This is a genomic window from Pantoea sp. CCBC3-3-1, assembly GCF_007981265.1.
GTDB lineage: Bacteria > Pseudomonadota > Gammaproteobacteria > Enterobacterales > Enterobacteriaceae > Erwinia.
This window is the reverse complement of sequence record NZ_CP034363.1, coordinates 1,544,364-1,570,331: the sequence shown is the minus strand read 5'-3', so window position 1 is coordinate 1,570,331 and position 25,968 is coordinate 1,544,364. Positions and strand designations below refer to the sequence as shown.

Genomic DNA, 25,968 nt, shown 5'->3' with positions numbered 1-25,968 from the left:
GTGTTAAAAGTTTTAGAACATTACGCTTATCTGCATGAAATTCCGGAACTGGGTTTTCAGGAATTCAAAACCTCTGCCTATATCAGCCAGCAGTTGAAAGCCGCTGGCTATCGGGTTGCGGACAATTTTAATGGCACAACGGGCATCGTGGCCGTGCTGGACAGCGGCGTGCCGGGGCCGACGCTGGCGCTACGCGCTGATATGGATGCCCTCGGCCATATCATCAACGGTGAAGCCTGCGCACGCCATACCTGTGGTCATGACGGGCATTCCTCGGTAGTACTGACGGCGGCGCAGGAGCTGATGGCGGAAAAAGCGGTGAAAAAAGGCCGGCTGAAGCTTATTTTCCAGCCTGCTGAAGAGTTGGGTACCGGCGCGCTGGCGATGATTGCCGGAGGCGCGGTTGATGATGTGGATATGATACTGGGCTTCCATGTGCGTCCGGCAGAAGAGTGTGCGGTCGGAACCGCTATTCCTGCCGTCCGCTATTCTGCCTGCCTGACTATCGAAGTAACCGTGCGTGGTCAGACGGCCCATGCCGCACGCCCGCATCTGGGCATCAACGCACTGGACGCGGCCGTGAGCGCAGTGCAGGCCGTCAATGCCATCCATCTGCCACCAGGCAAAAGCTGGAGCGCAAAAGCCACCCGCTTTTTATGCGATGCTGGCGTCACCAATTCGGTACCTGATGAGGCTCGTGTCATATTCGATCTGCGCGCGGCAGAAAACGAAGATATGACGCTGCTGCAATCCCGGGTTGAACGCGCCGTTTTGCAGAGCGTGGCCGCATTCGGCGCAACCGCTGAAATCGAGATAGTGAAGTCGATGCCCGCCGCCGAGATCGACGATGAGATGACCACGCTGATTGCAGGAGCGATTACCGAAGTACTGGGCGAAGAGGCGTTGATGTCGGTTCGATCAACGCCGGGCAGCGAGGACTTCTTCCACTATCCGGTTCAGCGTCCACAGGTTAAAGCGGGCTTTTGGGGCTTAGGCACAGGGCTGGTACCCGGCCTGCACCATCCCGATATGCGTTTCGATCTGAACTCGCTGCCGGTTGGCGTAAAAATCTTTAAAGCCTGCGTGAATAAAGTGTTGGGCTAATACTGGCGCAAGTACAAAACCTTTGGAGTTAACCTGGAGGGCTGACACCTCTGCTGGTTAAGGTTTCAGGCAAGGGAAAAATACAAAAGAGACGCCAGGAGAATATCCAGCCCTCCGGGAATGACTCGTCATATTCTTCAGCAGTGAACAATCTCAACATAAAAAATGCCCGGCCCCTCTTTACAGGCACCGGACATTTTCATATCAACTGGTGAGGAAGAACAAATTAATGTCCGCCACGGGCCTTGCGAATATCCCTTAGTCGCTGCTTCTCTTCGTGCGCCATAAATCGCCAGGCGATAAAGCCGACGATGCCAACCACGAACAGGATCAGTGACGCCAGCGCGTTGATTTCCGGATTAACGCCGCGACGCACGGTGGCAAAGATCTGCATTGGCAAGGTTGTCGCGCCCGGCCCGGTGACGAAGCTTGCAATAACCAGGTCGTCCAGCGAGAGCGTAAAGGCCAGCAACCAGCCGGTGACAATCGCCGGCGCGATCATTGGCAGGGTAATGACGAAAAAGACCTTCAGCGGCGTTGCGCCAAGATCCATCGCGGCTTCCTCAATTGAGCGATCCAGCTCGCGCAGTCGCGAATTGATCACCACCGCCACATAAGCCGTACAGAAGGTCACATGTGCCAGCCAGATAGTCAGCATGCCGCGATCGCCCGGCCAGCCAAAGGTGTTGCCCATCGCCACAAACAGCAGCAGCAGCGACAGACCGGTGATCACATCCGGCATCACCAGCGGTGCCGTCAGCATAAAAGCAAAACCGGTTGAGCCTTTAAAACGCCCAAACCGTACGATGACCACCGCCGCAATCGTTCCCAACACCACCGCTGCGGTAGCGGCCAGTGCGGCAATACTCAGACTTAGCGTTACGGCACTAATCATTGCATCATCATGAAATAATACGTTGTACCAGTACAGCGAGAAGCTTTCCCACGCGGCCAGCTGAGAAGAGTTAAAGGAGTAAATCACCAGCAGCGCCATCGGCGCGTACAGGAAGAAGAAACAAAACACCAGAATAACGATACGCCAGGGCGAACGGACAACGGGTAAACTCATGCCTTCTCTCCCATCTCTTTATTCTGATGCTTGTGGAACCAGATAATCGGCAGGATCAGGATTAACAGAATAATCACCGCCAGCGCCGAGGCGACCGGCCAGTCGCGGTTATTAAAGAACTCCTGCCAGAGCACGCGTCCAATCATAATGCTGTCCGGGCCGCCAAGCAGTTCCGGGATGACGTATTCGCCTACCGCAGGAATAAATACCAGCATGGAACCGGCGATAATACCGCCTTTGGTGAGTGGCACAATCACGCTGAAAAAGGTTTTCAGCGGACGAGCGCCCAAATCCAGTGCCGCTTCCACCAGCGAGTAATCGATACGCGTCAGCGCGGTATAGATCGGCAACACCATAAACGGCAGATAGCAGTAAACGATACCGATGTAGACCGCCAGGTTGGTGTACAGAATCGCTATCGGATGATCGATAACACCCGTCCACAGCAAAAAGCGGTTCAGAATGCCGTTGTCATTAAGGATGCCCATCCAGGCGTAGACGCGTACCAAAAACGACGTCCAGGAAGGCAGGATCACCAACAGCAGCAGAATGTTGCGTGTGGAACGCGGGCTGTGCGCGATTGCCCAGGCAAGTGGATAGCCAATTAGCAGGCAGATGACGGTAGAAATCGCGGCGACCTGTAATGAATGCAGATAAGCATCGATATACAGCGGGTCGTCGGTCAGCGTCAGGTAGTTGCCCAGGTTCATCACCATGGTCAGCTGGCCATCGGCCCATGTCACCAGATCCGTATAAGGCGGAATGGCACGCGCGATATCTGAAAAACTGATTTTCAGTACGATTAAAAACGGCAGCAGGAACAGCAGCACCAGCCACAGGTAAGGCAGCGCGATAACCAGCTTGCGGCCCTGTCTTGATTGTAACGTGCTAAACAGGCCGGGACGTTTTTGCTTCATCCGAACGGGCGGAGAAGCGGTATCAGAACGTTGATTCATGGCTCCCCCACTACACCGTCAGAACCACGCAGCTGTCCGCATCCCAGCAAAGACGAACTTCGTCTCCCCAGGTCGGCGCACCTTTGCGGAAACGATGAGCATTTTGCAACTGTGCGCTGATCATCTGACCGCTATGCAGTCGCACATGGTAAATCGACAGGTCGCCAAGATAGGCAATATGCACCACTTCGCCAACGGCAAAGTTATTGCCGTCCGCCGGGATCTCTTCGCACAGCATCACCTTCTCCGGGCGCAACGCGACATGGACCGGTACGCCTTCCATTACCGAGGCATCCGAATCCACTTTTAGCGGATGCAGCAAGCCCGGACTGTCGATAATCAAACCCTCGGCGCGACGTTCACGCAGCAGGCCTTCAAACAGGTTTACCGAACCAATAAATTCGGCGCTGTAGCGCGTGGTGGGATGCTCGTAGATTTCTTCCGGCTCGCCAATCTGCACAAACTTGCCCCGGTTCATAATGGCGATACGTCCGGCCATGGTCATTGCTTCTTCCTGGTCGTGCGTCACCATAACGCAGGTTGCGCCGACGCGTTCCAGGATATCGACAACCTCAAGCTGCATACGATCGCGCAGCTTTTTATCCAGCGCGCCCATTGGCTCATCCAGCAGCAGCAGTTTCGGACGCTTGGCAAGACTGCGAGCTAACGCCACACGCTGGCGCTGCCCGCCTGAGAGCTGGTGCGGTTTACGCTTTGCGTACTCCGTCATATGCACCAGGGTCAGCATCTCGGCCACGCGGCTGGCAATTTCATCTTTAGGCAGGCGATCCTGCTTCAGCCCAAAGGCGATATTCTGTTCAACCGTCATGTGCGGGAACAGCGCGTAGGACTGAAACATCATATTGATCGGACGCTGATAAGGCGGAACATGAGACAGATCCTGACCATCAAGCAGGATCTGACCGGAAGTTGGCGGCTCGAATCCGGCCAGCATACGCAGCAGCGTTGACTTTCCACAGCCGGATGCACCCAGCAGCGCAAAGATTTCGCCATTGAAGATAGTCAGATTAATGTCATCAACCGCATGTTGTCCGTCGAAAGACTTGGTCAGATTGCGGATTTCCAGCAATGGCGTGACCGCCTTGCTAACTTTTTTTTGCGGGCGAGGGATCGCGTCGTTCACTTCCATTACACTCCGGCGCTTAACAGTTGGCATAGCCATAAAAAAACAAAACAGAGGCCGGACAAGCACCTCTGTTGCAGATTGACAAAGCGGAGGTCAGTTACTTGCCACTTTTAACTTTAGTCCATGCTCGGGTACGCACACGATCAAGTTTGGGATCCTGTACTTTCAGCACGAACAGCTTAGCCATCACTTCTGCTGGCGGGAAGATGCCAGGATTGTTACGAATGTCGGCATTAATCAGTGGTACTGAAGCTTTGTTGCCGTTGGCATAAAACACTTTATTAGAAACATCCGCGATCACCTTCGGCTCCAGCAGATAATTAAGGAACTGATAGGCCTCATCAAGATTTTTGGCATCTTTTGGAATAGCCAGCGTATCGAAGAACGCCAGTGCCCCCTCTTTCGGAATGGTATAACTGATATTGACGCCGTTTTTAGCGGTGGCCGCGCGGTTCTTCGCCTGAATAATGTCGCCCGCCCAGCCAATCGCCACACAGGTACTGCCGTTAGCCAGATCGTTAATGTACTGCGAGGAGTGGAAGTAGCGAATATTTGGACGCAGCTTCAACAGTAGATCGGTAGCCGCGCCTGAATAATCTTTGGGATCGCTGCTGTTAGGATCCTTACCCAGATAATTCAGTACGGTGGCAAAAATTTCTTCAGGCGCATCGAGGAACGAAACGCCGCAGCTTTTCAGCTTCTCAAGGTTTTCCGGTTTCAGCACCAGATCCCAGCTGTCTACCGGCGCATCTTTGCCTAACGCCGCTTTGACTTTCTCAACGTTGTAGCCAATGCCGGTGGTCGCCCACAGATAAGGGATGGCGTATTTGTTGCCCGGATCGTGCTGTTCCAGCTTTTTCAACAAGTCGGGATCGAGGTTTTTATAGTTTGGCAGCTTGCTCTTATCGAGCGGCTGAAATACGCCCGACTGTAGCTGACGGGCAAGGAAGCTGGAGGATGGCACCACAACATCATAGCCGGTACTGCCGGCCATCAGTTTGCCTTCGAGCACTTCATTCGAATCGAAGACGTCGTAAACCACTTTGATGCCGCTTTGCTTCTCAAAATTCGGCACGGTATCCGGCGAAATATAATCTGACCAGTTATAAACGTGCAGCGTCTTATCAGCAGCCATTGAGCTGGCGGAAACCGCCATTACCACGCCCGCAACCACACCTGACAACCATTTTTTGCGCTGGCTGAACATTTTCCATCCTCCTGAACAGGGATAATCACCGCTTCCACAGGACAAGCAAATAACTGCGGATAAGTTTCATATAATGAATGATTATTCATTACGCTGTTAATAGAAAAAATCGATATCTACAGCGACGTTGCACGCGAAATGCGCCCACGCAAGGATAGACCCACACGCCGCCTCAGGCCAGAGGTGCAGGTAAAAAACGCCTTTTATCGACGTTTTGCCGCCTTTGGTTTATATGACAGGCTAAACGGCAGGTAAAGCCGATGAAAATAGGGATAATCAGGCATTAATACAGCATAAAAATTTGCGGGGATAGGGGTTGGACTGGTTGAAATAGCAGCAAAGGCTGATGCGAGGAAAGAATGTGCGTCGGGTTGAGCGGGCCAACATGAGTTGACCCGAACAGGGAGATTAGTGCAGCACAGACTGAGCAACGACGAACTCGCCGCGATCTTCATCTTCGCCCATCATCAGCAGGTGATTAGCAAAAGCTTCAAGAACCACCATCGAAATCTGTTCTTCGCTCTGCTTCATAAAGTGTACGAACTGGCCAAAGGTCAGGCCTGCCGTCACGCTGAGTGACTGACAAACAATCAGCTTCGGCAAATTGTCATCCTGAATATCCACAAACGCCTTAACGGTCAGCGAGCTGGCATTGATTTGTGATAACTCTCCCACCAGCGGGATCAGTGCGGTCGGTTTAACTTCAGCCAGCGCTGAGAACAAAATGACATCGTCAACGAGGTCCAGCTTGGCATCGAACACCCCGTCGAAATTTTGCATATGCGGCAGGTGAAGGGCCTGACAGGAGTCACACTCAAACCAGGTGATGCTTTGCTGATCCAGCCAACGTCGTAGTAAATCGATATCCGGAACGACGAGTGAATCCATTTATTCAATCTCATACTGCCTTAAAATTGCGCCCTAGCTTACGGAAAAAAGCGTCTAAATACCACGATTGTGAAAGAAATATCGGGTTAGCCACCCGTTTTCAGACAGAAGCCAGGGCGCGCCTGCTGCTCAATCCATGCAATCATCATGGTGGCAATATCCAATCCCGTGGTTTTCTCGACGCCTTCCAGTCCTGGCGATGCATTCACCTCCATCACCAGCGGCCCGCGGTTGGCGCGTAAAATATCCACGCCCGCAACGTCCAAACCCAGCGTAGCTGCTGCCCGGATGGCAATTTCACGTTCTCTTTCGGTAATGTCCACCAGACGAGCCGTACCGCCGCGATGCAGGTTTGAACGAAAGTCGCCTTCTCGCGCTTTGCGTTCAATGGCCGCTACAACGTTTCCGCCAACAACCAGGCAGCGGATGTCTTTTCCCTGCGCTTCCTTGATAAATTCCTGCACCAGAATATGCGCGTTCAGCCCCCGAAAGGCATCGATAACGCTTTCCGCTGCCTGCCGGGTTTCCGCCAGCACGACGCCAATGCCCTGTGTGCCTTCCAGCAGCTTTACCACCAGCGGCGCACCGCCTACCATGTCGATTAAATCGCTGGTATCGTCCGGCGAATGCGCAAACCCCGTCACCGGCATCGCGATGCCCTGCCGGACCAACAGCTGTAGCGAACGGAGCTTATCGCGGGCACGAGTGATCGCGACTGACTCATTTAGCGGAAAACTGCCGCAAACTTCAAACTGGCGCAGCACGGCCGTGCCATAAAAAGTAATGGCTGAGCCGATGCGTGGGATCACCGCATCGTAATGGCCCAGCTGCTTGCCGCGATAGTGGATCGCTGAGGAACCCGGATTAATATTCATATAGCACGAGAGAGGATCGATAACCTCAATGCTATGGCCTCGTGCTTTTGCCGCCTGTAACAGCCGCTTACAGGAATAGAGCGAACCGTCTCGGGAAAGAATCGCTATTTTCACCAGGTGCCTCCGCAGGGATCCTAACGCGTTGCCCAACCCTGCTTATGCAGGTAATCCAGCATAAACGGTCGATTTTCTTTGATGATGGTTTTCTGGATATGCTCGCTCCAGTTTTCACGGCGAGGGTTGCTCTCCCGCGACAGATAATACTCTTCCTGCTCGCGATCATAGGTAGCCAGCACGTCTGGATCGAGGGGCTGATAGCGGTTTTCATGCACCAGCATCGCCGCGGGCATACGTGGCTTAACCTGTGGCGTTTGTGCCGGCCAGCCGAGGCAGAGGCCAAACAGCGGCAGCACAAATTTTGGCAGACCAAGCAGTTCGGTAACCTCGGCAATGCCGTTACGGATACCGCCAATAAACACGCCGCCCAGCCCCAGTGATTCGGCCGCAACCATCGCGTTTTGCCCCATCAGCGCGGTATCCACGCAGCCCAGTAAAAGCTGTTCGGCCAGCCCTAACTGGGCTTCAGGACAAATCTGCAAATGGCGGTTAAAATCGGCGCAAAATACCCAGAACTCAGCAGCCTGAGCAACATACTTCTGCCCCCCGCTCAGCGTTACCAGCTTTGCGCGCAGCTCCGGGTCGGTAATACGGATGATTGAGGAACACTGTAAAAAACTGGAGCTGGAAGCCGACTGTGCAGCGGCAAGGATTGCCTTGCGTTGCGCATCGCTCACAGGCTGGTCAGTAAAAGTTCGAATAGAGCGATGAGAGCAAAGTAGCTCAATGGTCGGCGTCATGTTTGTCTCCTGGTGTACGTTTACGCAAATAAAACAGTTCCGGCGCCATCACTTTTGCTGTCCGCCACATCATGACAATCGCGGCGGGTAGCATCAGCGCGATCCCCGCAAAAAGCATTACGGTGGCAGCTAATGGCGCGGAAAAAGAAGCCGGCAAGGGTAGCATCTGATGCAGCGTGAGGTAAGAGAGAACCAGCATAATTCCTCCTGACGCCTCAAGAACCAGGATTGGGACGGGCATTTTACTGAAAGCACGCATGGCATCTCCCCCGTTGGCTTGTGCTGCTTGCCTGTCATTTATCGACAGGCTTCGCCGGGATTATAGACAACACGAATTAAACCAACAGGTAAATCCTTCTTTCTTTCACCTGATGAAGCGGGCATCATAAGCGCCAGCGAGTGATGAGTTGTGATGTACATCACAGAAAGAACTGACCTTTGAGGAGAAACCTATGTTTGCAGTAATTTTTGGACGTCCTGGCTGTCCTTATTGTGTCCGTGCAAAAGAGCTGGCTGAAAAGCTGACTGAAGAACGCGAAGATTTCAACTTCCGCTATGTCGATATCCATGCGGAAGGCATCACCAAAGCCGATCTGGAAAAAACCGTCGGTAAGCCTGTTGAAACCGTGCCACAGATCTTCCTGGATCAGAACCACATTGGTGGCTGCACGGATTTCGAAGCCTATGCCAAAGAAAATCTGGGCCTGTTCCAGTAATTTCTCAAACAGAATAATGGCGTGAGCCAGCAAGAAGAGGATCGATATTTATCGGTCCTCTTTTTTTATGGCCACCCTGTTGTGTCCCAAAGCGTTTAGCTGTGGGGATGCCAGAACAGCGTGCGGCAAAGCATGATACCCAGCGCCCCAGAGCCGCACCAGAAAATGGCGCTGGTATCGAAAGCCAGCTCCATAAAGAAACCGGGATAATGCATATTGTAGAGATGCAGGATTAGCAGGCATACAGGCATTGCCAATAGGGCTCCCAGTAATGCCACGGTCAGCGGCGACTCTTTGGACGTCAGCGCAGCAATCGCGCCAGGAATGGTAAACATCAGCAAACCCGGCCGCGCTTGTACATAGCCTGAGCCTTCAGCGACCATATCGTAGCGTACCGCCAAAAAGACGATACTAAAGAGAACAAGACTGAACACCAGGTTCGTCCAGGACATACCCTTAAACACCATAGGATCTTCTCTCGGTAATTGATGTTGTCACCTGGCCGGATGATACCGGGCCATTTTCCTCTGCTATTGATAAACAAAAGACCGTTACAAACGTCAACGGCTTTTTACTGGCTGAAAAAGAATGAAGCGATTAAAATGACGACCGTTTTATATGGCGCTGGGCTGTAATTCGCGGATAATCCTGAACGTTGCCGCTGCTCTGCTGGCAGTACAGTAAACTTAGCGCAAAACACCCATTATTTCAACATGTTACTCGTAAACAAGAAGTTAAACCGTGAATATAAACGTCGCAGATTTGTTAAGTGGAAATGACATTCTGTTATTATTTGTCGTGCTTGCGTTGGGGTTATGCCTGGGTAAATTACGACTGGGTTCTGTCCAACTGGGTAATTCTATTGGCGTTTTAGTCGTCTCATTGCTATTGGGTCAGCAGCATTTCGGCATTAATCCTAACGCCCTTAATTTGGGCTTTATGTTATTTATTTTTTGTGTGGGTGTGGAAGCTGGGCCAAACTTTTTTTCAATCTTCTTCCGCGACGGTAAAAATTACCTCTTACTTGCGCTGGTGATGGTCGGCAGCGCCGTGATCGTTGCGCTGGCGCTGGGGAAACTTTTTGGTTGGGATATTGGCCTGACGGCCGGGATGCTGGCCGGATCGATGACTTCAACGCCGGTTCTGGTAGGGGCAGGCGATACGCTGCGGCAAACTTATCCTGCGGGCAGCACGCTGGCTCAGGCGCAGAGTAACCTGAGCCTGGGCTACGCCCTCACCTATCTTATCGGGCTGGTCAGCCTGATCTTTGGCGCACGCTATTTGCCAAAATTACAGCATCAGGACCTGCCCACCAGCGCGCAACAAATCGCCCGCGAACGCGGACTGGACCCCGACAGCCAGCGTAAAGTCTATCTGCCCGTTATACGCGCCTATCGCGTTGGGCCGGAACTTGTCGCCTGGACCGACGGCAAAAACCTGCGCGAGCTGGGGATATATCGCCAGACCGGCTGCTACATTGAGCGAATCCGGCGCAACGGCATTTTGGCGAATCCCGACGGCGATGCGGTATTGCAGCAGGGCGATGAGATCTCGCTGGTCGGTTATCCAGACGCCCATTCCCGCCTCGATCCCAGCTTCCGTAACGGTAAAGAAGTTTTCGACCGCGATTTACTCGACATGCGCATTATTAATGAAGAGATCGTGGTTAAAAATAATAACGCGGTAAATAAACGCCTGAGCCAGCTGAAACTGACCGATCACGGCTGTTTTCTTAACCGGGTTATCCGCAGTCAAATCGAAATGCCGATTGATGACAGCATCATCCTGAATAAAGGCGACGTATTACAAATTAGCGGAGAAGCCCGTCGGGTTAAATCCGTTGCCGACCGGATTGGCTTTATCTCTATCCACAGTCAGGTTACCGATTTGTTGGCTTTTTGCGCCTTCTTTATTATTGGCCTGATGGTCGGCATGATTACTTTTCAGTTCAGCAGCTTTAGTTTCAGCATTGGCAATGCGGCTGGCCTGTTGTTTGCCGGGATCATGCTGGGTTTCCTGCGCGCAAACCACCCGACCTTTGGCTATATCCCACAAGGGGCATTGACCATGGTGAAAGAATTTGGCCTGATGGTGTTTATGGCGGGTGTGGGTTTAAGCGCGGGCAGCGGCCTGTCTCATGGGCTGGGTGATACCGGACTGTTGATGCTGGCGGCGGGTTTAATCGTCAGCCTGTTGCCGGTAGTTATTAGCTTTATATTTGGCGCGTGGGTATTAAAAATGAATCGTGCCTTGCTGTTTGGCGCCATTATGGGAGCACGTACCTGTGCGCCAGCAATGGAGATTATCAGCGATACGGCACGCAGTAATATCCCCGCACTGGGCTATGCCGGAACTTACGCTATCGCTAACGTACTGCTTACGCTGGCCGGGACGCTGATTGTGTTAATCTGGCCAATGTTTGGTGGGTAAAAAAATATTTTGGCTGCTTTGAGAACTTTTATATTGTCGTGCAGTCTTAATTAGTGCCACTGCTTTTCTTTGAAATCCCAAATTGTGGAGCCCGTTAATCTGATGATTAGCGGGTTTTTTTCTTTCAGCCCCTCTCCTGCCTTTTTTAACGCTTATGCATCCTCTTGCCTGGCGGATTTTTCATCGTATTAACATAAAATCTTCATTTAATCTTAACGAAACGACAACCGCCTGCCGAATTAGGAGCGGGACTATTTAACTTGTGCCGTCTCGATTCTATGTTATCCGCCTGATATTACTGACGATATATAGCTACGGCTCAGTTTATGGCCTGCCGATGTCGCTGGCCGCCATTTTTGCATACGACACTTTCTGCTGAACCCGACGAGGAGACATACCATGATGGAAGCGCTGAACCGGACGCTGTTTTTGTGGATTAACGCCACACCCGACACGCCCGGCTGGCTCATCTCACTGGCGATATTTATAGCCAAAGATTTGATTGCCGTTGTCCCTGTACTGATTGTGGCTATGTGGTTTTGGGGCGCGCAAAGTCAGGTGAAATCGCAGCGTGAACTGGTGTTGAAAACGGCAATTGCGCTTGCATACGGCATGGCTATCTCATGGTGTATCGGCAATTTATATCCTCATCCACGACCGTTTGTTATTGGCTTTGGTCATCAATTTTTGGCCCACACGCCGAGTGATTCCTATCCCAGCAATCATGGCACCATCATTTTTACTTTTGCTATTGCCTTCCTGTGTTGGCACCGGGCCTGGTCCGGCGCGGTACTGATGCTGGCTGGCATACTGATTGCCTGGTCACGAATTTTCCTGGGTGTTCACTGGCCGCTGGATATGCTGGGCGGCCTGCTGCTGGGAATGCTCTCCTGCCTGTTTGCTCAGGTCGCCTGGCATTTCTGTGGCCGACGTTTACTACAAAATATCTCTGCGCTTTACCGCTTGCTGTTTGCTTTACCTATTCGTAAAGGCTGGGTAAGAGATTGAATAACGTCTTTATTGCGTAAACATACGGCAGCGTCTATTTTCACCAGCTGCCAGAAAGCGCGTCATCTTATTGCGCAACAGTCGAAATCTGCCGCCTATTTTATTTCGAATGTTGCGCAACGGGTTAAAGCGGCAACAAACCCATACGGCCTTATAACTTAATTCATTGATATTATTATATTTAAATCACCAATATGAGCATTTTTCACCCTGAAAGGTCGATATTTAACCAATTAAACAAACCTATAATATAGTCCTAATCACTGCCTTACCGCCCCTTCCCCAGAAGATACCGCCAGATAAAAAAAACCTTCCAGCGCATAACTCTAAAAAAAATGCCACCTTACTTATTGCTGCGGTCACAAAGCTGTCATCTTCCTCTTTCTTCTTCTTTTCCAGATGGTAGAGTGTCGCTCGCCTTATTCAGAGTCGTAAATTAAATAACGCTTCCTTCTTTTTAACGCTTATTTAATTTACTACTTTCAACCGGGAGATTTTCAATGGAATCAACGAAAACGGCTACGCTGTCGCAGACAGCTGCCGGCGCTGCGACAGGCTGGCGCAAGAGTGACACGATGTGGATGTTGGGCCTTTACGGTACCGCTATTGGCGCAGGCGTGCTGTTTTTACCCATTAACGCCGGTATTGGTGGTCTGATCCCCTTGCTGATTATGGCCGTGCTGGCGTTTCCAATGACCTTTTTTGCTCACCGTGGCCTGTGCCGTTTTGTGCTTTCGGGGCGGAAAGATCAGGATATCACCGGCGTAGTGGAAGAACATTTCGGCAAGGGCGCAGGCACGCTGCTGACGCTGCTTTATTTCTTTGCTATCTATCCTATTTTGCTGGTCTACAGCGTCGCGATCACCAATACGGTCGAGAGCTTTATGACCCACCAGCTTCATCTTCAGGCACCGCCGAGGGCGCTGCTCTCCCTGGTACTGATTGTCGGCCTGATGACTATCGTACGTTTTGGTAAAGAGATGATCGTCAAAACGATGAGCGTGCTGGTTTATCCTTTTGTGCTGGTGCTGATGGCGCTGGCGCTGTTCCTGATCCCTCACTGGAACAGTTCCATATTCCAGAACGTCACTCTTGCGGGTACAGGCAACGGTCTGTGGATGACGTTGTGGCTGGCTATTCCGGTAATGGTGTTCTCGTTTAACCACTCTCCGATTATCTCTGCTTTTGCGGTAGCCAAGAGTCAGGAATATGGCCCGGATGCTGAACCGAAATGTTCGCGTATCCTGGCTTTCAGTCATCTGATGATGGTTGTCACGGTGATGTTCTTCGTGTTCAGCTGCGTGCTCAGCCTTTCACCCGAAAACCTGGCGGAAGCCAAAGAACAGAATATTTCTATTCTCTCTTATCTTGCGAACCACTTTAATACGCCGCTAATGGCCTGGATGGCACCGATCATTGCCATGGTAGCCATTACCAAATCTTTCCTTGGCCATTACCTGGGCGCACGCGAAGGATTTAACGGACTGATTGTTAAAACGCTGGGCGAAAAAGGCAAAGCAATGTCAGAGAACAAGCTCAACCGTATGACGGCGGTGTTTATGTTCTTTACCACCTGGCTGGTAGCGACATTGAACCCAAGCATTTTGGGTATGATTGAGTCGCTGGGCGGGCCGATTATCGCCGTTCTGCTGTTCCTGATGCCGATGTACGCGATCAATAAAGTGCCCGCGATGCGTCAGTACAGCGGCAAACTCAGCAATGTTTTTGTGGTGCTGGTTGGGCTGATTGCTATTTCAGCCATTGCTTACGATTTCTTCTAAGTGGATTATTTAAGGGCAGACAGCCAGTCTGCCCTCAGGCTTTTCAGGAAAACCATTTACCAAACCAGCCGTTCATTTTCATCATCACAAAATCCCATATCCGACTGAAAAATCCGCCTTCATTAACCTCATCCATGACCACCAACGGGCGCTGCTCTATGGTTTTTCCCTCAAGCTGAAAATCAATGTTGCCTACAACCTGATTTTTCTTCAGTGGGGCGGTGAGCTGAGGCTGCGAAAGCGTAAAACTGGCCTTCAGGTTTTTCATTTGCCCTTTTGGCACGGTAATCGACGCATCGCTGGCTACGCCCAGGTTAACCTCTTTTTTGTCGCCATACCAAACGCGCTGGGTAGCAAAAGGTTTATCGGTTTTGATCGGTGTTACCGTTTCGTAAAAGCGAAAACCCCAGGTCAGCAGCTTTTCACTTTCGCGAAAGCGTACTGCATCCGTCGCGGCACCCAGCACGACTGAAATCAAACGCTGATCGCCGTCGGTTGCTGAAGCAACAAGATTATTTCCTGCGCCGTCGGTATGGCCGGTTTTAATGCCATCGACATGCAGGTTGGTACTCCACAACAGCCGGTTACGGTTATGCTGCCTGATGCGGTTAAAGGTAAACTCTTTTTCCTGGTGCAGCGCATACTCTTCGGGCACATCCCGAATCAACGCCTGTCCCAACAGGGCCATATCCCTGGCGGTACTGTATTGCCCGTCAGAATCCAGTCCGTGAACGGTTTTGAAATGCGTGTTTTTCAGCCCCAGTACCCGTACGTAATTGTTCATCAGCCCGACAAATGCGTCCTGGCTGCCGGCAACGTAATCGGCCAGCGCAATACTGGCATCGTTACCGGACTGGATAATGATCCCTTTATTGAGTTCAGAAACCGGAATGCGATCGCCCGGCTTCAAAAACATCAGCGACGATCCTTTCAGCACGGGATTACCGGTAGCCCAGGCGTCTTTGCCAACGGTCACCAGATCGTCGTTATGAATTTTTCCGGCCTTTAACGCCTGCCCAATCACGTAGCTGGACATCATTTTAGTCAGGCTGGCAGGATCGAGACGATCGTCGGCGTGTGATTCCGCCAGCACCTTGCCGCTGTGATAATCCATCAGAACCCAGGCTTTGGCTTCAATCTGCGGCGCAGCAGGTGCCTCTACGGCATAAACGGGGGAAGCGACAATCAGGAAAAGGGCAGAAAGCGTGCCGGCAGCGACAGAATGGCGTATTTTATTCATGGTGATACCCAAGTATCCTTTTGAAAAACAATATTTTTATTAATTAAGGCAAATCCTGTTTACGCTATCGTTTATCAGCCGAAAATTGAACCGCCCGACCGTAAAGTTTTTTAGAGTTTAATAGAGAATTCTGTATAGCACGGGCCAGAACCCCTTTTTTTCCGCAGACTTACCCGCAAGGTACGGGTAATTCTGATTTTGTCCTGAACTGCTACTTCCGTCACAAAACTCCACTAATCTCAATTAAACCCGGCTGAGGAGTAATGACGATGGATTTAGCTCTGTTCGATCTTGATAAAACGCTTATCTGTGAAGACAGTACTGGCCTGTGGTTACGCTGGCTGGTTTCGCAAGGTTTTGCTCCAGCCGCACTGATTGAGCAGGAACGCGCGTTGATGGTGCAGTACCACCAGGGGTCGCTTTCAATTGAGGAATACATGAACATGACCCTCTCGCCGATCGCCGGGATGGGTACGCTGACGGTTTCGGGTTGGGTGAGACGTTTTATTCAGCGCGACGTGATGCCAAGGGTTTATCCCTGCGCACGTAAAAGAATGAACTGGCATCTGGAACGCGGTGATCGGGTGATGGTGGTCTCAGCCACCGGTGAGCATCTGGTCACGCCTATCGCTCAGCAACTGGGCGCACATGGTGCACTGGCCATCGATGTGGAGATCGTAGACGATCGTTATAGCGGCCAGACATATGGCACAATGACTCACCCGCACGGGAAAGTCAGACAGCTAAAAGAGTGGCTGTTGCTGCAAGAAAGCGCGGGTTTTGCACAGACCTGGGCCTACAGCGATTCGATGAATGATTTACCGTTGCTGGAACATGCCGACCATGCCTGGGTAATCAATCCGGCTGAACCCCTGCATCAGCTGGCACAACAGCGCGGTTGGGAAGTGTGCCAGTGGCTTAAATAAGGGAATCGGGCTGCCGGGCAGCCCCTTTATTTTTCCAGCCCAACCTTCAGTAATTTTCCATCCGATTCATCCGTCAGTACATACAGATAACCATCTGGTCCCGTGCGGACATCGCGAATGCGTTCACCGCGATCGCCCAACAGACGTTCTTTTTCCACAATACGATCGCCATTGACCGTCAGATGAATAAGGTTCTTTTCCTTTAATGAACCGATAAACAATGAATCCTTCCACTGAGGGAAACGTTGGCTGTTATAAAACGCCATGCCGCTGATGGCGGGAGAAACTTTCCAGTAAAAAACAGGTTGCTCAGTCCCTGGCACTGTCCCACCTTTTGAACCCGGGACTTTTTCACCGCTGTAATCCACGCCCCAAGTTGCCAGCGGCCAGCCATAATTCTTCCCTTTACGCGGAATATTGACCTCATCGCCGCCGCGCGGGCCATGCTCACTTTCCCATATTTCGTGAGTCCAGGGATTTAGCGCCAGCCCTTGTGGATTGCGCATCCCATAAGTCCAGATTTCGCCTCTTGCACCCTGCTGGTTAACAAAAGGGTTATCTTTTGGCACGCTGCCATCGGCATTCAGACGGATAATCTTGCCGGTCAGCGCGTTTAGCTGTTGTGCAGTAGCGGCCTGAAAATTGTCCCCAAAGCTGATATAGAGATAGCCCTTCTCGTCGAAAAGCAGCCTCGACCCCAGATTTGCGCCACTCGAGAGTTTCGGCTCTTGTCGAAGGATCACTTTAAAATCAGTTAACCGGCTGTTTTCCTGATTCAGGGTGCCGTAACCCACTACCGCACCAGCGCGCCCGCTGCTGTCAGCTTCGGTATAGCTAAGATAAACGTGACGGTTCTGCACAAAATCGGGGGATAGCGCAATATCCAGCAGCCCGCCCTGCCGCTCGGCCCAGACTTCGGGCACACCGGCGAGCGGTTCGGAAAGCGTGCCGTTTTGCCAGTGCCGCAGCTGGCCGGAACGTTCAGCGATCAACATGCCCTGATTCCCTGGCAAAAAAGCGACCGCCCAGGGGTGATTTAATCCGTTTTGCAGCTGTTCAACGGTCGTTTTTGCGGCCAGAACCGGGCAGTTCATTAAAAGGAGACCAGCCAGTAAGCTGCCGTGCAGTAATCGGAACATGCTTTCTCTCCTGAAGGGGATCGCTGTTGATCCTGAGCTGCCGCCCCTTAATGGCGGTCAGCTTCAGGGCTGCGGCGGGAAAGCCGCCACATCCTGAACCATTTCATCTACGGCCTGTTTTAAATCATCCAGCGTTACCGGCGCGCTGCTGTTTGCCACGCTCTTACCGTAGGCTTTCCGGACTGCCACCAGCACCGGGTTACCCGTTTTGGTATCAATTAACTGGGTTTCAAGATAGAGCACGCTGTTTTGCGTACGGTGCCCTGAGGCCGCCATCGTGCTGGCGATCACCGCGGCCACCGGCACCACTTCATAAAATTTCATATCCTGATTTTCTGCGTTAACGGCGGTAATGGCCGTTTTCATCATCAGCGTGCCCGGGCCGCCGGAACTCACCAGGGGTTTATGTTTCGCGACGGCAGCCTGCATCCGGCTATCAACATATCTACGCAAGCCGTCGAGCGTGGTCTGATTTACGCGCGCCGTCGGTCGGGCTGGCGGGTAATAGACCACCGGCATATAAAAGATGCCGTGATAATCCGCAGAATGAAAATCGGGGGAGATCCAGCGAAGCGTAGGATGCCCGCTCGGGGAACGGGTAGGTTTTAATTGGGAGTAATCGGACAGAAAACCCGAAAAATTTTGCTTTTCGGTGACTTTAGAAGCACAGCCAGTGAGGGTTATAGCCATCACCCCGACAACCAGACACATACGCAGCGCGTGCATAGATTCTTCCTTTTTAGCGGGAAAATGCAGAGACATCTGAAGCATAGCGGCTTGTTGCGACATTACCATTTAGCCTAAAAATTATGCGAAGAAGTTATCACTTCGCGTTAAAAATTTGACTAAAAAAAGTACTGGATATTTAAACAGGCAATTGTATACTATTTCTACTGCCCAACAGGGCATTGTTATCCGACAGTAAGGGGTAAAGACCATGATGATGCCAGTAGAAACCCGTCATTCGCTGAATCAGTCGAACGCCATGAGCAGCCGCGACATCGCTAAGATGATCGGCATTACCCATGGTGAAGTGAAACGGTTAATTAAAAGTCTGGAAACCACCCAGCGCCTTTCACAGCCCCTGTCGGTCAACCTTTATGAACGTGAAGGCGAGACACGCCAGGAATATTTTCTGAACAAGCGTGATTCGTTACAGGCGATCGCGCGCCTTGCACCGGCCTTTATCGCTCAGGCGCTGGATAACTGGCAGGAACGCGAACAGCATGCGCATTTGCCTGACTTTACCAATCCGGCTGTCGCGGCACGCGCATGGGCAGAGGAATTTGAACGACGCCAAACCGCTGAAAAGCAGCTGGCGCTGACGGCGCCAAAGGCGGACTTTTTTGATCGCTATATGCAGGTCGATGACTCACTGGGTTTTCGCCAGCTTTGTAAGATGCTTAAAGTCAAAGAACCGGAGTTTCGGCAGTTCCTGTTTGAGCGCAATATCATGTATCGCGCTAATGGCGTACTAACGCCACAGCAGCATCATCTCCAGGCGGGCTATTTCGTGGTCCATGCCAGCGTGGGAGAAAATCAGCATGCTTTCTCTCAGGCGCGGTTTACCGCCAAAGGCGTCAAGTGGATTGCAGAACTGTGGGCAGGACACCTTGCCACGCAACGCAGAGGTGCGGCGGCCTGAAGCAACCACGGCAGCATGGTAGAGCAGCCTCAGCCATATTTCGCCTGATGCTGTTTCTTGCGGGCCAGATAATCCTGATCTTCGCGAATTTTGTCCCACCAGGCCTTAAAAATGGCCGCTGAGGCGGCTTTCTCTTCGTTTACGTGATAGGGCAGGATCTGCCGATCGTCATCGTATTTACGGCCGCCTTTATGATTGGCGTAGCGTCTGGCGCGGGTATATCCCATCTGGATAAATTTACGCGCCATATCCATACCGACAAAATCATCCTGCTCGCGATACCCCTCAAACAGCTTCATTATTTCCTTTGCCGACACCTCGGCAATGGCAGGCGTTTTAAAGCGCCAGTGCGGTAGAATTTCACTTTTATAAGGCTCGACCATCAGTACGCCCTGCTCACCGCGCCCAACCTGATAAAGCTCGGGCTGCTGACGAAAATCGATGGTTTTAAAGTCCTGCTGGTAATCGAATTCCTTCACGGCCTGATCTCCTGTTAAAAGAGTAAGCCTGGCACAGGAAAAGAGAATTCGCGCCTGCCAACAGGCAAACGCGCAGCCCCGTGTAATCAGCTTTTTAACTTTGGATCGAGGGCATCACGCAAACCATCGCCCAACAGATTAAAAGCCAGAACGGTAAGAAAAATCGCCAGACTCGGGAAAATCGCCACATGCGGCGCCATCACCATGTCGGCACGGGCTTCGTTCAGCATTGCCCCCCACTCCGGCGTCGGCGGCTGTGCGCCCAGCCCCAGAAAAGAAAGGCTGGCTGCGGTGATAATCGAAGTGCCGATACGCATGGTGAAATAGACCACGATGGAAGAGAGAGTGCCTGGCAGGATATGGCGCATGATAATGGTGAAATCCGATGCGCCAATACTGCGGGCAGATTCAATAAAGGTCATCTGCTTCAACACCAGCGTATTACCACGGACCAGGCGGGCGAAAGCGGGAATACTGAAAATGGCGACGGCAATCACCACGTTCGCCATACCCGTGCCCATAATCGCCACCACGGCGATAGCCAGCAGGATGCCGGGGAAGGCAAACAACACGTCGCTGATACGCATAATAATGCGATCCCACCAGCCTTCGTAGTAACCCGCCAGCAACCCAAGCGCAGTACCGATAGCCGCCCCAATTGCCACGGAGACAAAGCCTGAGATCAGCGATAAACGCGTCCCCAGCAAAACGCGGCTAAAAATATCGCGGCCGAGTGAATCCACGCCAAACCAGTGCATCGCAGACGGCCCTTCCGTCAGGCGGTCATAATCGAAATAGTTTTCCGCATCAAAAGGCGCAATCCATGGCGCAAAAACGGCCAGCAAAATAAGCAGCACCACAAAGATGCCGGCTATCATCGCCACCGGCTGACGGCGAAAACGCCGCCAGAATTCCCGCCAGGGAGTGCGCACGCGGTGTACAGTTGGCATCGCGGAGAGAGCCGCGCTACGTCGCCAGTTTTTCATCGCGGGTCCTTATTTGTAGCGAATCGCGGGGTTGATCGCGGCATAGAGCATATCGACAATCAGGTTGATAAGAATAAACTCCAGGGAGAACAGCAGCACTTCAGCCTGTACCACCGGATAATCACGCATTTCTACCGAGTCCACGAGCAGGCGTCCCAGTCCCGGCCAGTTAAACACCACCTCCACCACAATAGAGCCGCCCAGCAGAAAACCAAACTGCAAGCCCATCATAGTGACAACCGGGATCATGGCGTTACGCAGGCCATGTTTGATGACAACGAAGGTTTCGCGCACGCCTTTTGCCCGCGCGGTACGCATATAGTCTTCCTGCATCACCTCGACGAAGGAGGCTCGGGTAAAGCGCGCCATTACCGCCGCCACCGCCGCCCCCAGGGTAAGGGAAGGCAGAATATAGTGCCGCCAGCTGTCCGCACCGACGGTAGGCAGCCAGCCCAGCTCGACGGAGAAAACCTGCATCAGCAACATCCCCAGCGCAAACGCGGGGAATGAGATGCCGGAAACGGCCAGCGTCATTCCCAGACGGTCAGGCCAGCGGTTACGCCAGACGGCAGAAACGATCCCGATCGACATGCCAAAAATCACCGACCACACCATGCTGCTGAGCGTCAGCCACAACGTTGGCAAAAAGCGCTGGGCAATTTCTGTTGAGACCGGGCGTTTTGACACCATTGACTGGCCAAAATCACCCTGCACGGCATGGCTGATAAAATGCCAGAACTGATGAAACAGCGGCTGATCCAGGCCAAGCTGCTGACGCACCATGGCGACCACGGTGGCATCTGCTTCCGGGCCCGCCACCAGCCTTGCCGGATCGCCCGGCAGCATATGCACAAACAGGAACACCAGCACCGCCACGATCAACAACGTGGGGATCAGTCCCAGCAAGCGTTTAATAAAATAATTGAGCATAGGTTATCCTGCGCCTCGCCACCGTGGCCACAGAGGCGCACGGCGGCGAACAAGCGTAGTTACTTCAGATCGGCATCATCAAAGCTGAACGAGGTATCCGGCATCACGTAGAAACCGGTAAGATTTTTGGTATTGGCGGAAACCAGTTTTTCAACCACCAACGGTGCCCAGGGCTGATCTTTCCAAATTTTATCCTGAGCGTCTTTATACAACGCGGCTTTCTTCTCGCCATCAGTGGTGTTCAGTGCGTCAGTCAAATCTTTATCCACCTGGGTGTTGCTGTAGAAAGCGGTGTTAAAGATGGTTGGCGGCCAGGACTGCGTGGCGAACAGCGGCGTCAATGCCCAGTTAGCTTCACCGGTAGACGCAGACCAGCCGGTATAAAACATCCGCACGCCGCTCTCTTTTTGCCCTTTGTCTTCCACTTCCGCCGCACGCTGTCCGGCATCCATTGCCGTGACGGTCGCTTTAATACCAATCTGTGCCAGCTGCTGCTGGGTGAACTGCAACACTTTCTGCGCGGTACTGTGGTTGTGCGAAGACCACAGCGTGGTGCTAAAGCCGTTTGGATAACCCGCTTCTTTCAGCAATTCACGTGCTTTAGCCGGGTTGTATTCCGGGGCCGGATAGCTTTGTGAATACTGGATAGCAGGCGGCACAATGCCGGTTGCCGGCGTGGCATAACCGGCGAAAGCAACCTTAACCAGCGCCTGACGGTTGATGGCTAAGTTGATCGCCTCACGCACTTTCGGATTATCAAAAGGCTTTTGCGTAACGTTAAAACTGATGTAGCGCTGCATGATTGACGGCGACGTCACCAGATCCAGCTTGCTGTTTTTCTCCAGCAGTTTGGCCTGCTCATAAGGGATTGGGAAAGCAAAGTTAGCCTCACCGGTTTGCAGCATGGCGGCACGAGTGTTGTTATCGACAACCGGACGCCAGGTAATGGTATCCAGCTTCGGATAGCCTTTGTGCCAGTAGCCAGCGAATTTCTTCACCTTAACAAAATCGGTCTGATTCCAGGTTTCCAGCTCATAAGGGCCGGTGCCGACCGGATGGAAACCAATCTCTTTTCCATATTTTTTCAGCGCCGTCGGTGAAATCATCGCGGCTGCCGGGCTGGCGAGCGTATTGATAAAGGCGGAGAACGGCGCTTTCAGCGTAATTTTCACCGTTTTCGGGTCTACGACTTCCGTGGTAGCGATGGATTTGAACAGGTTATAGCGTTTGAGATGGCTGTCAGGATTGCTGGCACGATCGAGGTTGACCTTTACCGCTTCGGCATTAAAATCGCTGCCGTCCTGGAACTTAATGCCGCTGCGCAACTTGATGGTATAAGTCAGGCCATCTTTGCTGGCATCAACGCTTTCAGCCAGCACATTGGTCAGTTTCATCTCCTTATCAAAGCCAAACAGACCCTGATAGAACGATTTCGCCACCGCCTGCGACAGGGTGTCGTTAGCGTCATAAGGGTCAAGCGTAGTGAAGTTGGATCCTACAGCGATCACCGCATCTTTCGCCGCCCAGGCTGGCACCGCCGCAAAGCTGCCCAGTAATCCGGCGGTTAACAGTAACTTACGTTTCATCATTTTGCGTTTTTCTCCTGTAATCCCTTGTTGTTTTGCACAGCTAATTCAGGCGCCGCCTACGGCATGACGAGCGACATAATGACCGGCGCTGACTTCAAGCAGCGGTGCTACCTGTGGCTCATCGCCTAATGCTCTGACAGGACTTGGGATCTCTTCCACCAGCAGCGGCCGTTCACGCCGACGGTGAGCGGGATCGGCAACCGGTACCGCAGCCATCAGCTTACGCGTGTAAGGATGCTGAGGATGTTCAAAAACGGACTGTCGCGGGCCGATTTCCACAATCTGACCGAGATACATGACCGCCACGCGATGGCTGATCCGCTCGACAACCGCCATATCATGCGAAATAAACAGGAAAGCGATACCGAATTCGCGCTGTAAATCCATCATTAGATTAACGATTTGAGCCTGAATGGAAACGTCCAGCGCCGAAACGGATTCGTCGGCAATCACCACTTTTGGATTCAGCGCCAGCGCTCTGGCAATGCAGATGCGCTGACGCTGACCACCCGAAAACTCATGGGGATAACGCCGTGCATGTTCCGGCAGTAGCCCCACGCGCTCCAGCAGCCAGGCCACTCGCTTTTCAGCTTCGTCACCCCGGGCAATACCGTGAACCAGCAGCGGCTCCATAATGGAGAAACCCACGGTCAGTCGCGGATCGAGAGAGGCGTAGGGATCCTGAAAAATAAACTGAATATCGCGGCGCAGATGCGAAAGCGCGGCACCGGTAAGGTTATCGATGCGCTGCCCGTTGAAGGTGATGGTTCCCCCCTGGCTGGCAACCAGACGCAGCAGGGAACGGCCGGTAGTGGATTTGCCGCAGCCGGACTCGCCCACCAGCGCCAGCGTTTCACCGGGATGCAGATCGAAGCTGACCTTTTCGACCGCATGCACGCGGCGCTTAACCCGATTGAGAATGCCGCCGCGAATATCAAAACGGGTCACTAAATCGCGCACCTGCAACACCGGTTTAGCCTCCGGCGGAACAGTATCCTGAGGCAGAGAAATATCGTCATTGCCGCCGGGCGTGAGCACCGGAAATTTCGCCGGGTAAAGCGTGCCGGTCATTGCGCCCAGTTTTGGCACGGCCGCCAGCAGCGCTTTAGTGTAATCACGCTGCGGTGCCTGAAAAATCGCTTCAACCGACCCGGTTTCCACCACTTCTCCGCGATACATCACCTGCACGCGGTCGGCCATTTCGGCTACCACGCCCATATCGTGCGTGATAAAAATGACGCCCATTTCCATCTCTTTTTGCAGCACGCGGATCAGTTGCAGAATTTGCGCCTGAATGGTGACGTCCAGCGCGGTAGTCGGTTCATCCGCAATCAGCAGCGCGGGTCGGCAGGAGAGCGCCATCGCAATCATTACCCGCTGACGCATGCCGCCAGAGAGCTGATGGGGAAAACGCGACAGCACGCTGCGCGCTTCGGGGATCCGCACCAGATCCAGCATGCGTTCCGCTTCTTTCATCGCCTCACGGTGGCTTTTTCCCTGATGCAGCAGGATCGACTCGGCAATCTGATCGCCAATCGTAAAAACGGGGTTAAGCGAGGTCATCGGTTCCTGAAAGATCATCGCCATATCGGCACCGCGCACGGTGCGCAGCGTTGACTGCCGCGCACGCGAAAGATCGATAACATCACCGCTTCTGCGCCGCAGCCACATTTCTCCGCTGTCGATCTGGCCTCCGCCCTGCTCAATAAGCCGCATCAGCGCTAAAGAGGTCACGGATTTTCCCGAGCCGGATTCACCAACAATGGCCAGCGTTTCGCCACGCTTAACCTCGAGGGAGAGATTTTTTACCGCATGGATAGTCTCCCCCTGCTGGCTGAAACTGACGTTAAGATCCCTGACCGAAAGCACCTGTCCGGCAGATAAACCTGACGTTGGGGTCGTAGCCATGCTGCCTCCTTTATGCTTCGCGATAGATACCCACGTTTGGCGCGTCACCGACGTAGCCAAAACCGCGGTACATGCCTTCGCTGTTAAACGGCAGCGCCACGTTGCCATCGCGGTCTACGGCAATTGCTCCGCCGCTGCCGCCAAGTACCTTAATTTTTTCCATAATCACGCGATTGCTGGCTTCCTGTAGCGAAAGACCGCCATATTCCATCAGTGCAGCAATATCATAGGCTGCCAGCGTACGCATAAAGACTTCACCTGTGCCGGTGCAGGAGACCGCCACATTGGCATTATTTGCATAGCAGCCCGCCCCAATAATTGGCGAGTCGCCGACGCGTCCTGCCTGTTTATTGGTCATGCCGCCTGTCGAAGTGGCCGCCGCCAGATTACCGTACTGATCCAGTGCCACCGCGCCTACCGTGCCAAATTTGCGATCCGGATCGAGCGGATCATCCGGCGTTTGCGAGGCACCGTCATGATCCAGCAGCATTTGCTGCGTGGAGAGGGCGCGTTGCAGCTGATCCCAACGTTCCTGCGTGTAAAAAAAGTCCGCGCCAACCTGCTCAAGCCCATGGTCTGAAGCAAAGGATTCAGCCCCTTCGCCAATCAAAAGTACGTGCGGACTGTTCTCTAACACGGCCCGCGCCGCCAAAACGGGATTACGCACGCGTTTGACGCCCGCCACGGCTCCGGCCTGTAGCGAATGACCGTCCATTACGCAGGCATCAAGTTCATGGGTGCCCTGATGAGTAAAGACCGCGCCTTTTCCGGCGTTGAACAGCGGACACTCCTCCAGCAAACGCACGGCTTCGGTAACGGCATCCAGCGCGCTGCCGCCATCGGCTAAGATTGTTTGGCCTTGAGTAATAATGGCTGAAAGCGCCTGAATATAGAGCTGCTCTTTTTCCACACTCATGCTGGCACGAGCGATCGCACCCGCTCCGCCGTGAATGGCGATAACTGCCTTGACCATAATCCGTTCTCCCGGTGCCAAATCGGCATGAAAAACACTAAGTTAGATTTTTTTTATTAAATTTCTGATCGTTTTTGACTATAGGCAGGCGGTAAAGTGATGTAAAGCGGAAAGT

Annotated in this window: 25 protein-coding genes; 7 read left to right on the top strand and 18 right to left on the bottom strand. The window is 52.7% G+C overall.

All coding sequences use genetic code 11. The annotated features are described in order from the left end of the window. Positions 1 to 1,104, top strand: coding sequence for an amidohydrolase (locus tag EHV07_RS07495; protein ID WP_147196560.1), 1,104 nt, complete (start codon positions 1 to 3; stop codon positions 1,102 to 1,104). Between the two features lie 226 nt (positions 1,105 to 1,330). On the opposite strand, the gene potI is transcribed toward EHV07_RS07495, so the two are convergent. The 8 genes from potI to EHV07_RS07455 form a co-directional block, all read right to left on the bottom strand. Continuing rightward, positions 1,331 to 2,173 (bottom strand): putrescine ABC transporter permease PotI, encoded by an 843-nt coding sequence (potI, locus tag EHV07_RS07490; RefSeq protein ID WP_147196558.1) that lies wholly within the window; start codon positions 2,171 to 2,173, stop codon positions 1,331 to 1,333. Then, a complete protein-coding gene (gene potH / locus EHV07_RS07485; RefSeq protein WP_147196556.1) occupies positions 2,170 to 3,129 on the bottom strand; it encodes a putrescine ABC transporter permease PotH in 960 nt (319 codons plus the stop codon). The genes potI and potH overlap by 4 nt, the downstream gene beginning before the upstream one ends. Before the next feature lie 10 nt (positions 3,130 to 3,139). Continuing rightward, on the bottom strand, positions 3,140 to 4,273 hold the full coding sequence (gene potG, locus EHV07_RS07480) for a putrescine ABC transporter ATP-binding subunit PotG (RefSeq protein WP_174822380.1): 1,134 nt from the start codon (positions 4,271 to 4,273) through the stop codon (positions 3,140 to 3,142). 100 nt (positions 4,274 to 4,373) lie between these two features. After that, on the bottom strand, positions 4,374 to 5,483 hold the full coding sequence (gene potF, locus EHV07_RS07475; protein WP_147196552.1) for a spermidine/putrescine ABC transporter substrate-binding protein PotF: 1,110 nt from the start codon (positions 5,481 to 5,483) through the stop codon (positions 4,374 to 4,376). A gap of 408 nt (positions 5,484 to 5,891) precedes the next feature. Continuing rightward, complete coding sequence (locus tag EHV07_RS07470; RefSeq protein ID WP_147196550.1) at positions 5,892 to 6,371, bottom strand: YbjN domain-containing protein; 480 nt, start codon at positions 6,369 to 6,371, stop codon at positions 5,892 to 5,894. Between the two features lie 86 nt (positions 6,372 to 6,457). Continuing rightward, positions 6,458 to 7,360 carry a 30S ribosomal protein S6--L-glutamate ligase gene (gene rimK / locus EHV07_RS07465; protein WP_147196548.1) on the bottom strand — a complete coding sequence of 301 codons (903 nt, stop codon included), beginning with the start codon at positions 7,358 to 7,360 and terminating at the stop codon, positions 6,458 to 6,460. Between the two features lie 20 nt (positions 7,361 to 7,380). Then, positions 7,381 to 8,103, bottom strand: a complete 723-nt coding sequence (nfsA, locus tag EHV07_RS07460) for an oxygen-insensitive NADPH nitroreductase (RefSeq protein WP_147196547.1) — start codon at positions 8,101 to 8,103, stop codon at positions 7,381 to 7,383. Beyond that, complete coding sequence (locus tag EHV07_RS07455) at positions 8,087 to 8,362, bottom strand: YbjC family protein (protein WP_147196545.1); 276 nt, start codon at positions 8,360 to 8,362, stop codon at positions 8,087 to 8,089. The genes nfsA and EHV07_RS07455 overlap by 17 nt, the downstream gene beginning before the upstream one ends. A gap of 193 nt (positions 8,363 to 8,555) precedes the next feature. On the opposite strand from EHV07_RS07455, the gene EHV07_RS07450 reads away from it, so the two are divergent. Continuing rightward, a complete protein-coding gene (locus EHV07_RS07450) occupies positions 8,556 to 8,819 on the top strand; it encodes a GrxA family glutaredoxin (RefSeq protein ID WP_147196543.1) in 264 nt (87 codons plus the stop codon). A 95-nt stretch (positions 8,820 to 8,914) separates the two neighbouring features. Here the strand turns inward: EHV07_RS07450 and ybjM are convergent, their stop codons facing one another. After that, entirely contained in the window at positions 8,915 to 9,271 is a 357-nt protein-coding gene (ybjM, locus tag EHV07_RS07445) for an inner membrane protein YbjM (protein WP_147196541.1), read from the bottom strand. A gap of 289 nt (positions 9,272 to 9,560) precedes the next feature. Here ybjM and EHV07_RS07440 point away from each other — a divergent pair, with 289 nt between their 5' ends. From EHV07_RS07440 to EHV07_RS07430, 3 genes are all read left to right on the top strand, one after another. Then, positions 9,561 to 11,249, top strand: coding sequence for an aspartate:alanine antiporter (locus tag EHV07_RS07440; RefSeq protein ID WP_147196540.1), 1,689 nt, complete (start codon positions 9,561 to 9,563; stop codon positions 11,247 to 11,249). Between the two features lie 402 nt (positions 11,250 to 11,651). Next, on the top strand, positions 11,652 to 12,257 hold the full coding sequence (gene ybjG / locus EHV07_RS07435) for an undecaprenyl-diphosphate phosphatase (RefSeq protein WP_147200557.1): 606 nt from the start codon (positions 11,652 to 11,654) through the stop codon (positions 12,255 to 12,257). A 500-nt stretch (positions 12,258 to 12,757) separates the two neighbouring features. Next, on the top strand, positions 12,758 to 14,038 hold the full coding sequence (locus tag EHV07_RS07430) for an HAAAP family serine/threonine permease (RefSeq protein ID WP_147196539.1): 1,281 nt from the start codon (positions 12,758 to 12,760) through the stop codon (positions 14,036 to 14,038). A gap of 43 nt (positions 14,039 to 14,081) precedes the next feature. Here the strand turns inward: EHV07_RS07430 and EHV07_RS07425 are convergent, their stop codons facing one another. Further along, the gene (locus EHV07_RS07425) at positions 14,082 to 15,278 is read right to left on the bottom strand and encodes a serine hydrolase (protein ID WP_147196537.1); all 1,197 of its coding nucleotides are present in this window, start codon (positions 15,276 to 15,278) and stop codon (positions 14,082 to 14,084) included. A gap of 269 nt (positions 15,279 to 15,547) precedes the next feature. Here EHV07_RS07425 and EHV07_RS07420 point away from each other — a divergent pair, with 269 nt between their 5' ends. Beyond that, entirely contained in the window at positions 15,548 to 16,204 is a 657-nt protein-coding gene (locus tag EHV07_RS07420) for an HAD family phosphatase (protein ID WP_147196535.1), read from the top strand. Positions 16,205 to 16,230: 26 nt separating this feature from the next. Here the strand turns inward: EHV07_RS07420 and EHV07_RS07415 are convergent, their stop codons facing one another. Both EHV07_RS07415 and EHV07_RS07410 read right to left on the bottom strand, forming a co-directional pair. After that, on the bottom strand, positions 16,231 to 17,343 hold the full coding sequence (locus tag EHV07_RS07415; RefSeq protein WP_147196533.1) for a PQQ-dependent sugar dehydrogenase: 1,113 nt from the start codon (positions 17,341 to 17,343) through the stop codon (positions 16,231 to 16,233). Between the two features lie 63 nt (positions 17,344 to 17,406). Then, a complete protein-coding gene (locus EHV07_RS07410) occupies positions 17,407 to 18,069 on the bottom strand; it encodes a DUF3313 domain-containing protein (RefSeq protein ID WP_147200556.1) in 663 nt (220 codons plus the stop codon). Between the two features lie 211 nt (positions 18,070 to 18,280). On the opposite strand from EHV07_RS07410, the gene EHV07_RS07405 reads away from it, so the two are divergent. Beyond that, on the top strand, positions 18,281 to 18,988 hold the full coding sequence (locus EHV07_RS07405) for a phage antirepressor KilAC domain-containing protein (protein ID WP_147196531.1): 708 nt from the start codon (positions 18,281 to 18,283) through the stop codon (positions 18,986 to 18,988). 29 nt (positions 18,989 to 19,017) lie between these two features. Here EHV07_RS07405 and EHV07_RS07400 read toward each other — a convergent pair whose 3' ends face one another. From EHV07_RS07400 to EHV07_RS07375, 6 genes are all read right to left on the bottom strand, one after another. Next, positions 19,018 to 19,467: a DUF4385 domain-containing protein gene (locus tag EHV07_RS07400; protein WP_147196530.1), complete on the bottom strand. Its 450-nt coding sequence runs from the start codon at positions 19,465 to 19,467 to the stop codon at positions 19,018 to 19,020. Between the two features lie 86 nt (positions 19,468 to 19,553). Further along, the gene (gsiD, locus tag EHV07_RS07395) at positions 19,554 to 20,453 is read right to left on the bottom strand and encodes a glutathione ABC transporter permease GsiD (RefSeq protein ID WP_147196528.1); all 900 of its coding nucleotides are present in this window, start codon (positions 20,451 to 20,453) and stop codon (positions 19,554 to 19,556) included. Between the two features lie 9 nt (positions 20,454 to 20,462). Further along, positions 20,463 to 21,383, bottom strand: a complete 921-nt coding sequence (gene gsiC / locus EHV07_RS07390; protein WP_147196526.1) for a glutathione ABC transporter permease GsiC — start codon at positions 21,381 to 21,383, stop codon at positions 20,463 to 20,465. Between the two features lie 59 nt (positions 21,384 to 21,442). Further along, positions 21,443 to 22,972 (bottom strand): glutathione ABC transporter substrate-binding protein GsiB, encoded by a 1,530-nt coding sequence (gene gsiB / locus EHV07_RS07385; RefSeq protein WP_147196524.1) that lies wholly within the window; start codon positions 22,970 to 22,972, stop codon positions 21,443 to 21,445. A 45-nt stretch (positions 22,973 to 23,017) separates the two neighbouring features. Continuing rightward, positions 23,018 to 24,880 carry a glutathione ABC transporter ATP-binding protein GsiA gene (gsiA, locus tag EHV07_RS07380; RefSeq protein WP_147196522.1) on the bottom strand — a complete coding sequence of 621 codons (1,863 nt, stop codon included), beginning with the start codon at positions 24,878 to 24,880 and terminating at the stop codon, positions 23,018 to 23,020. Positions 24,881 to 24,890: 10 nt separating this feature from the next. Further along, on the bottom strand, positions 24,891 to 25,853 hold the full coding sequence (locus tag EHV07_RS07375) for an isoaspartyl peptidase/L-asparaginase (protein ID WP_147196520.1): 963 nt from the start codon (positions 25,851 to 25,853) through the stop codon (positions 24,891 to 24,893). Positions 25,854 to 25,968 lie beyond the last annotated feature (115 nt).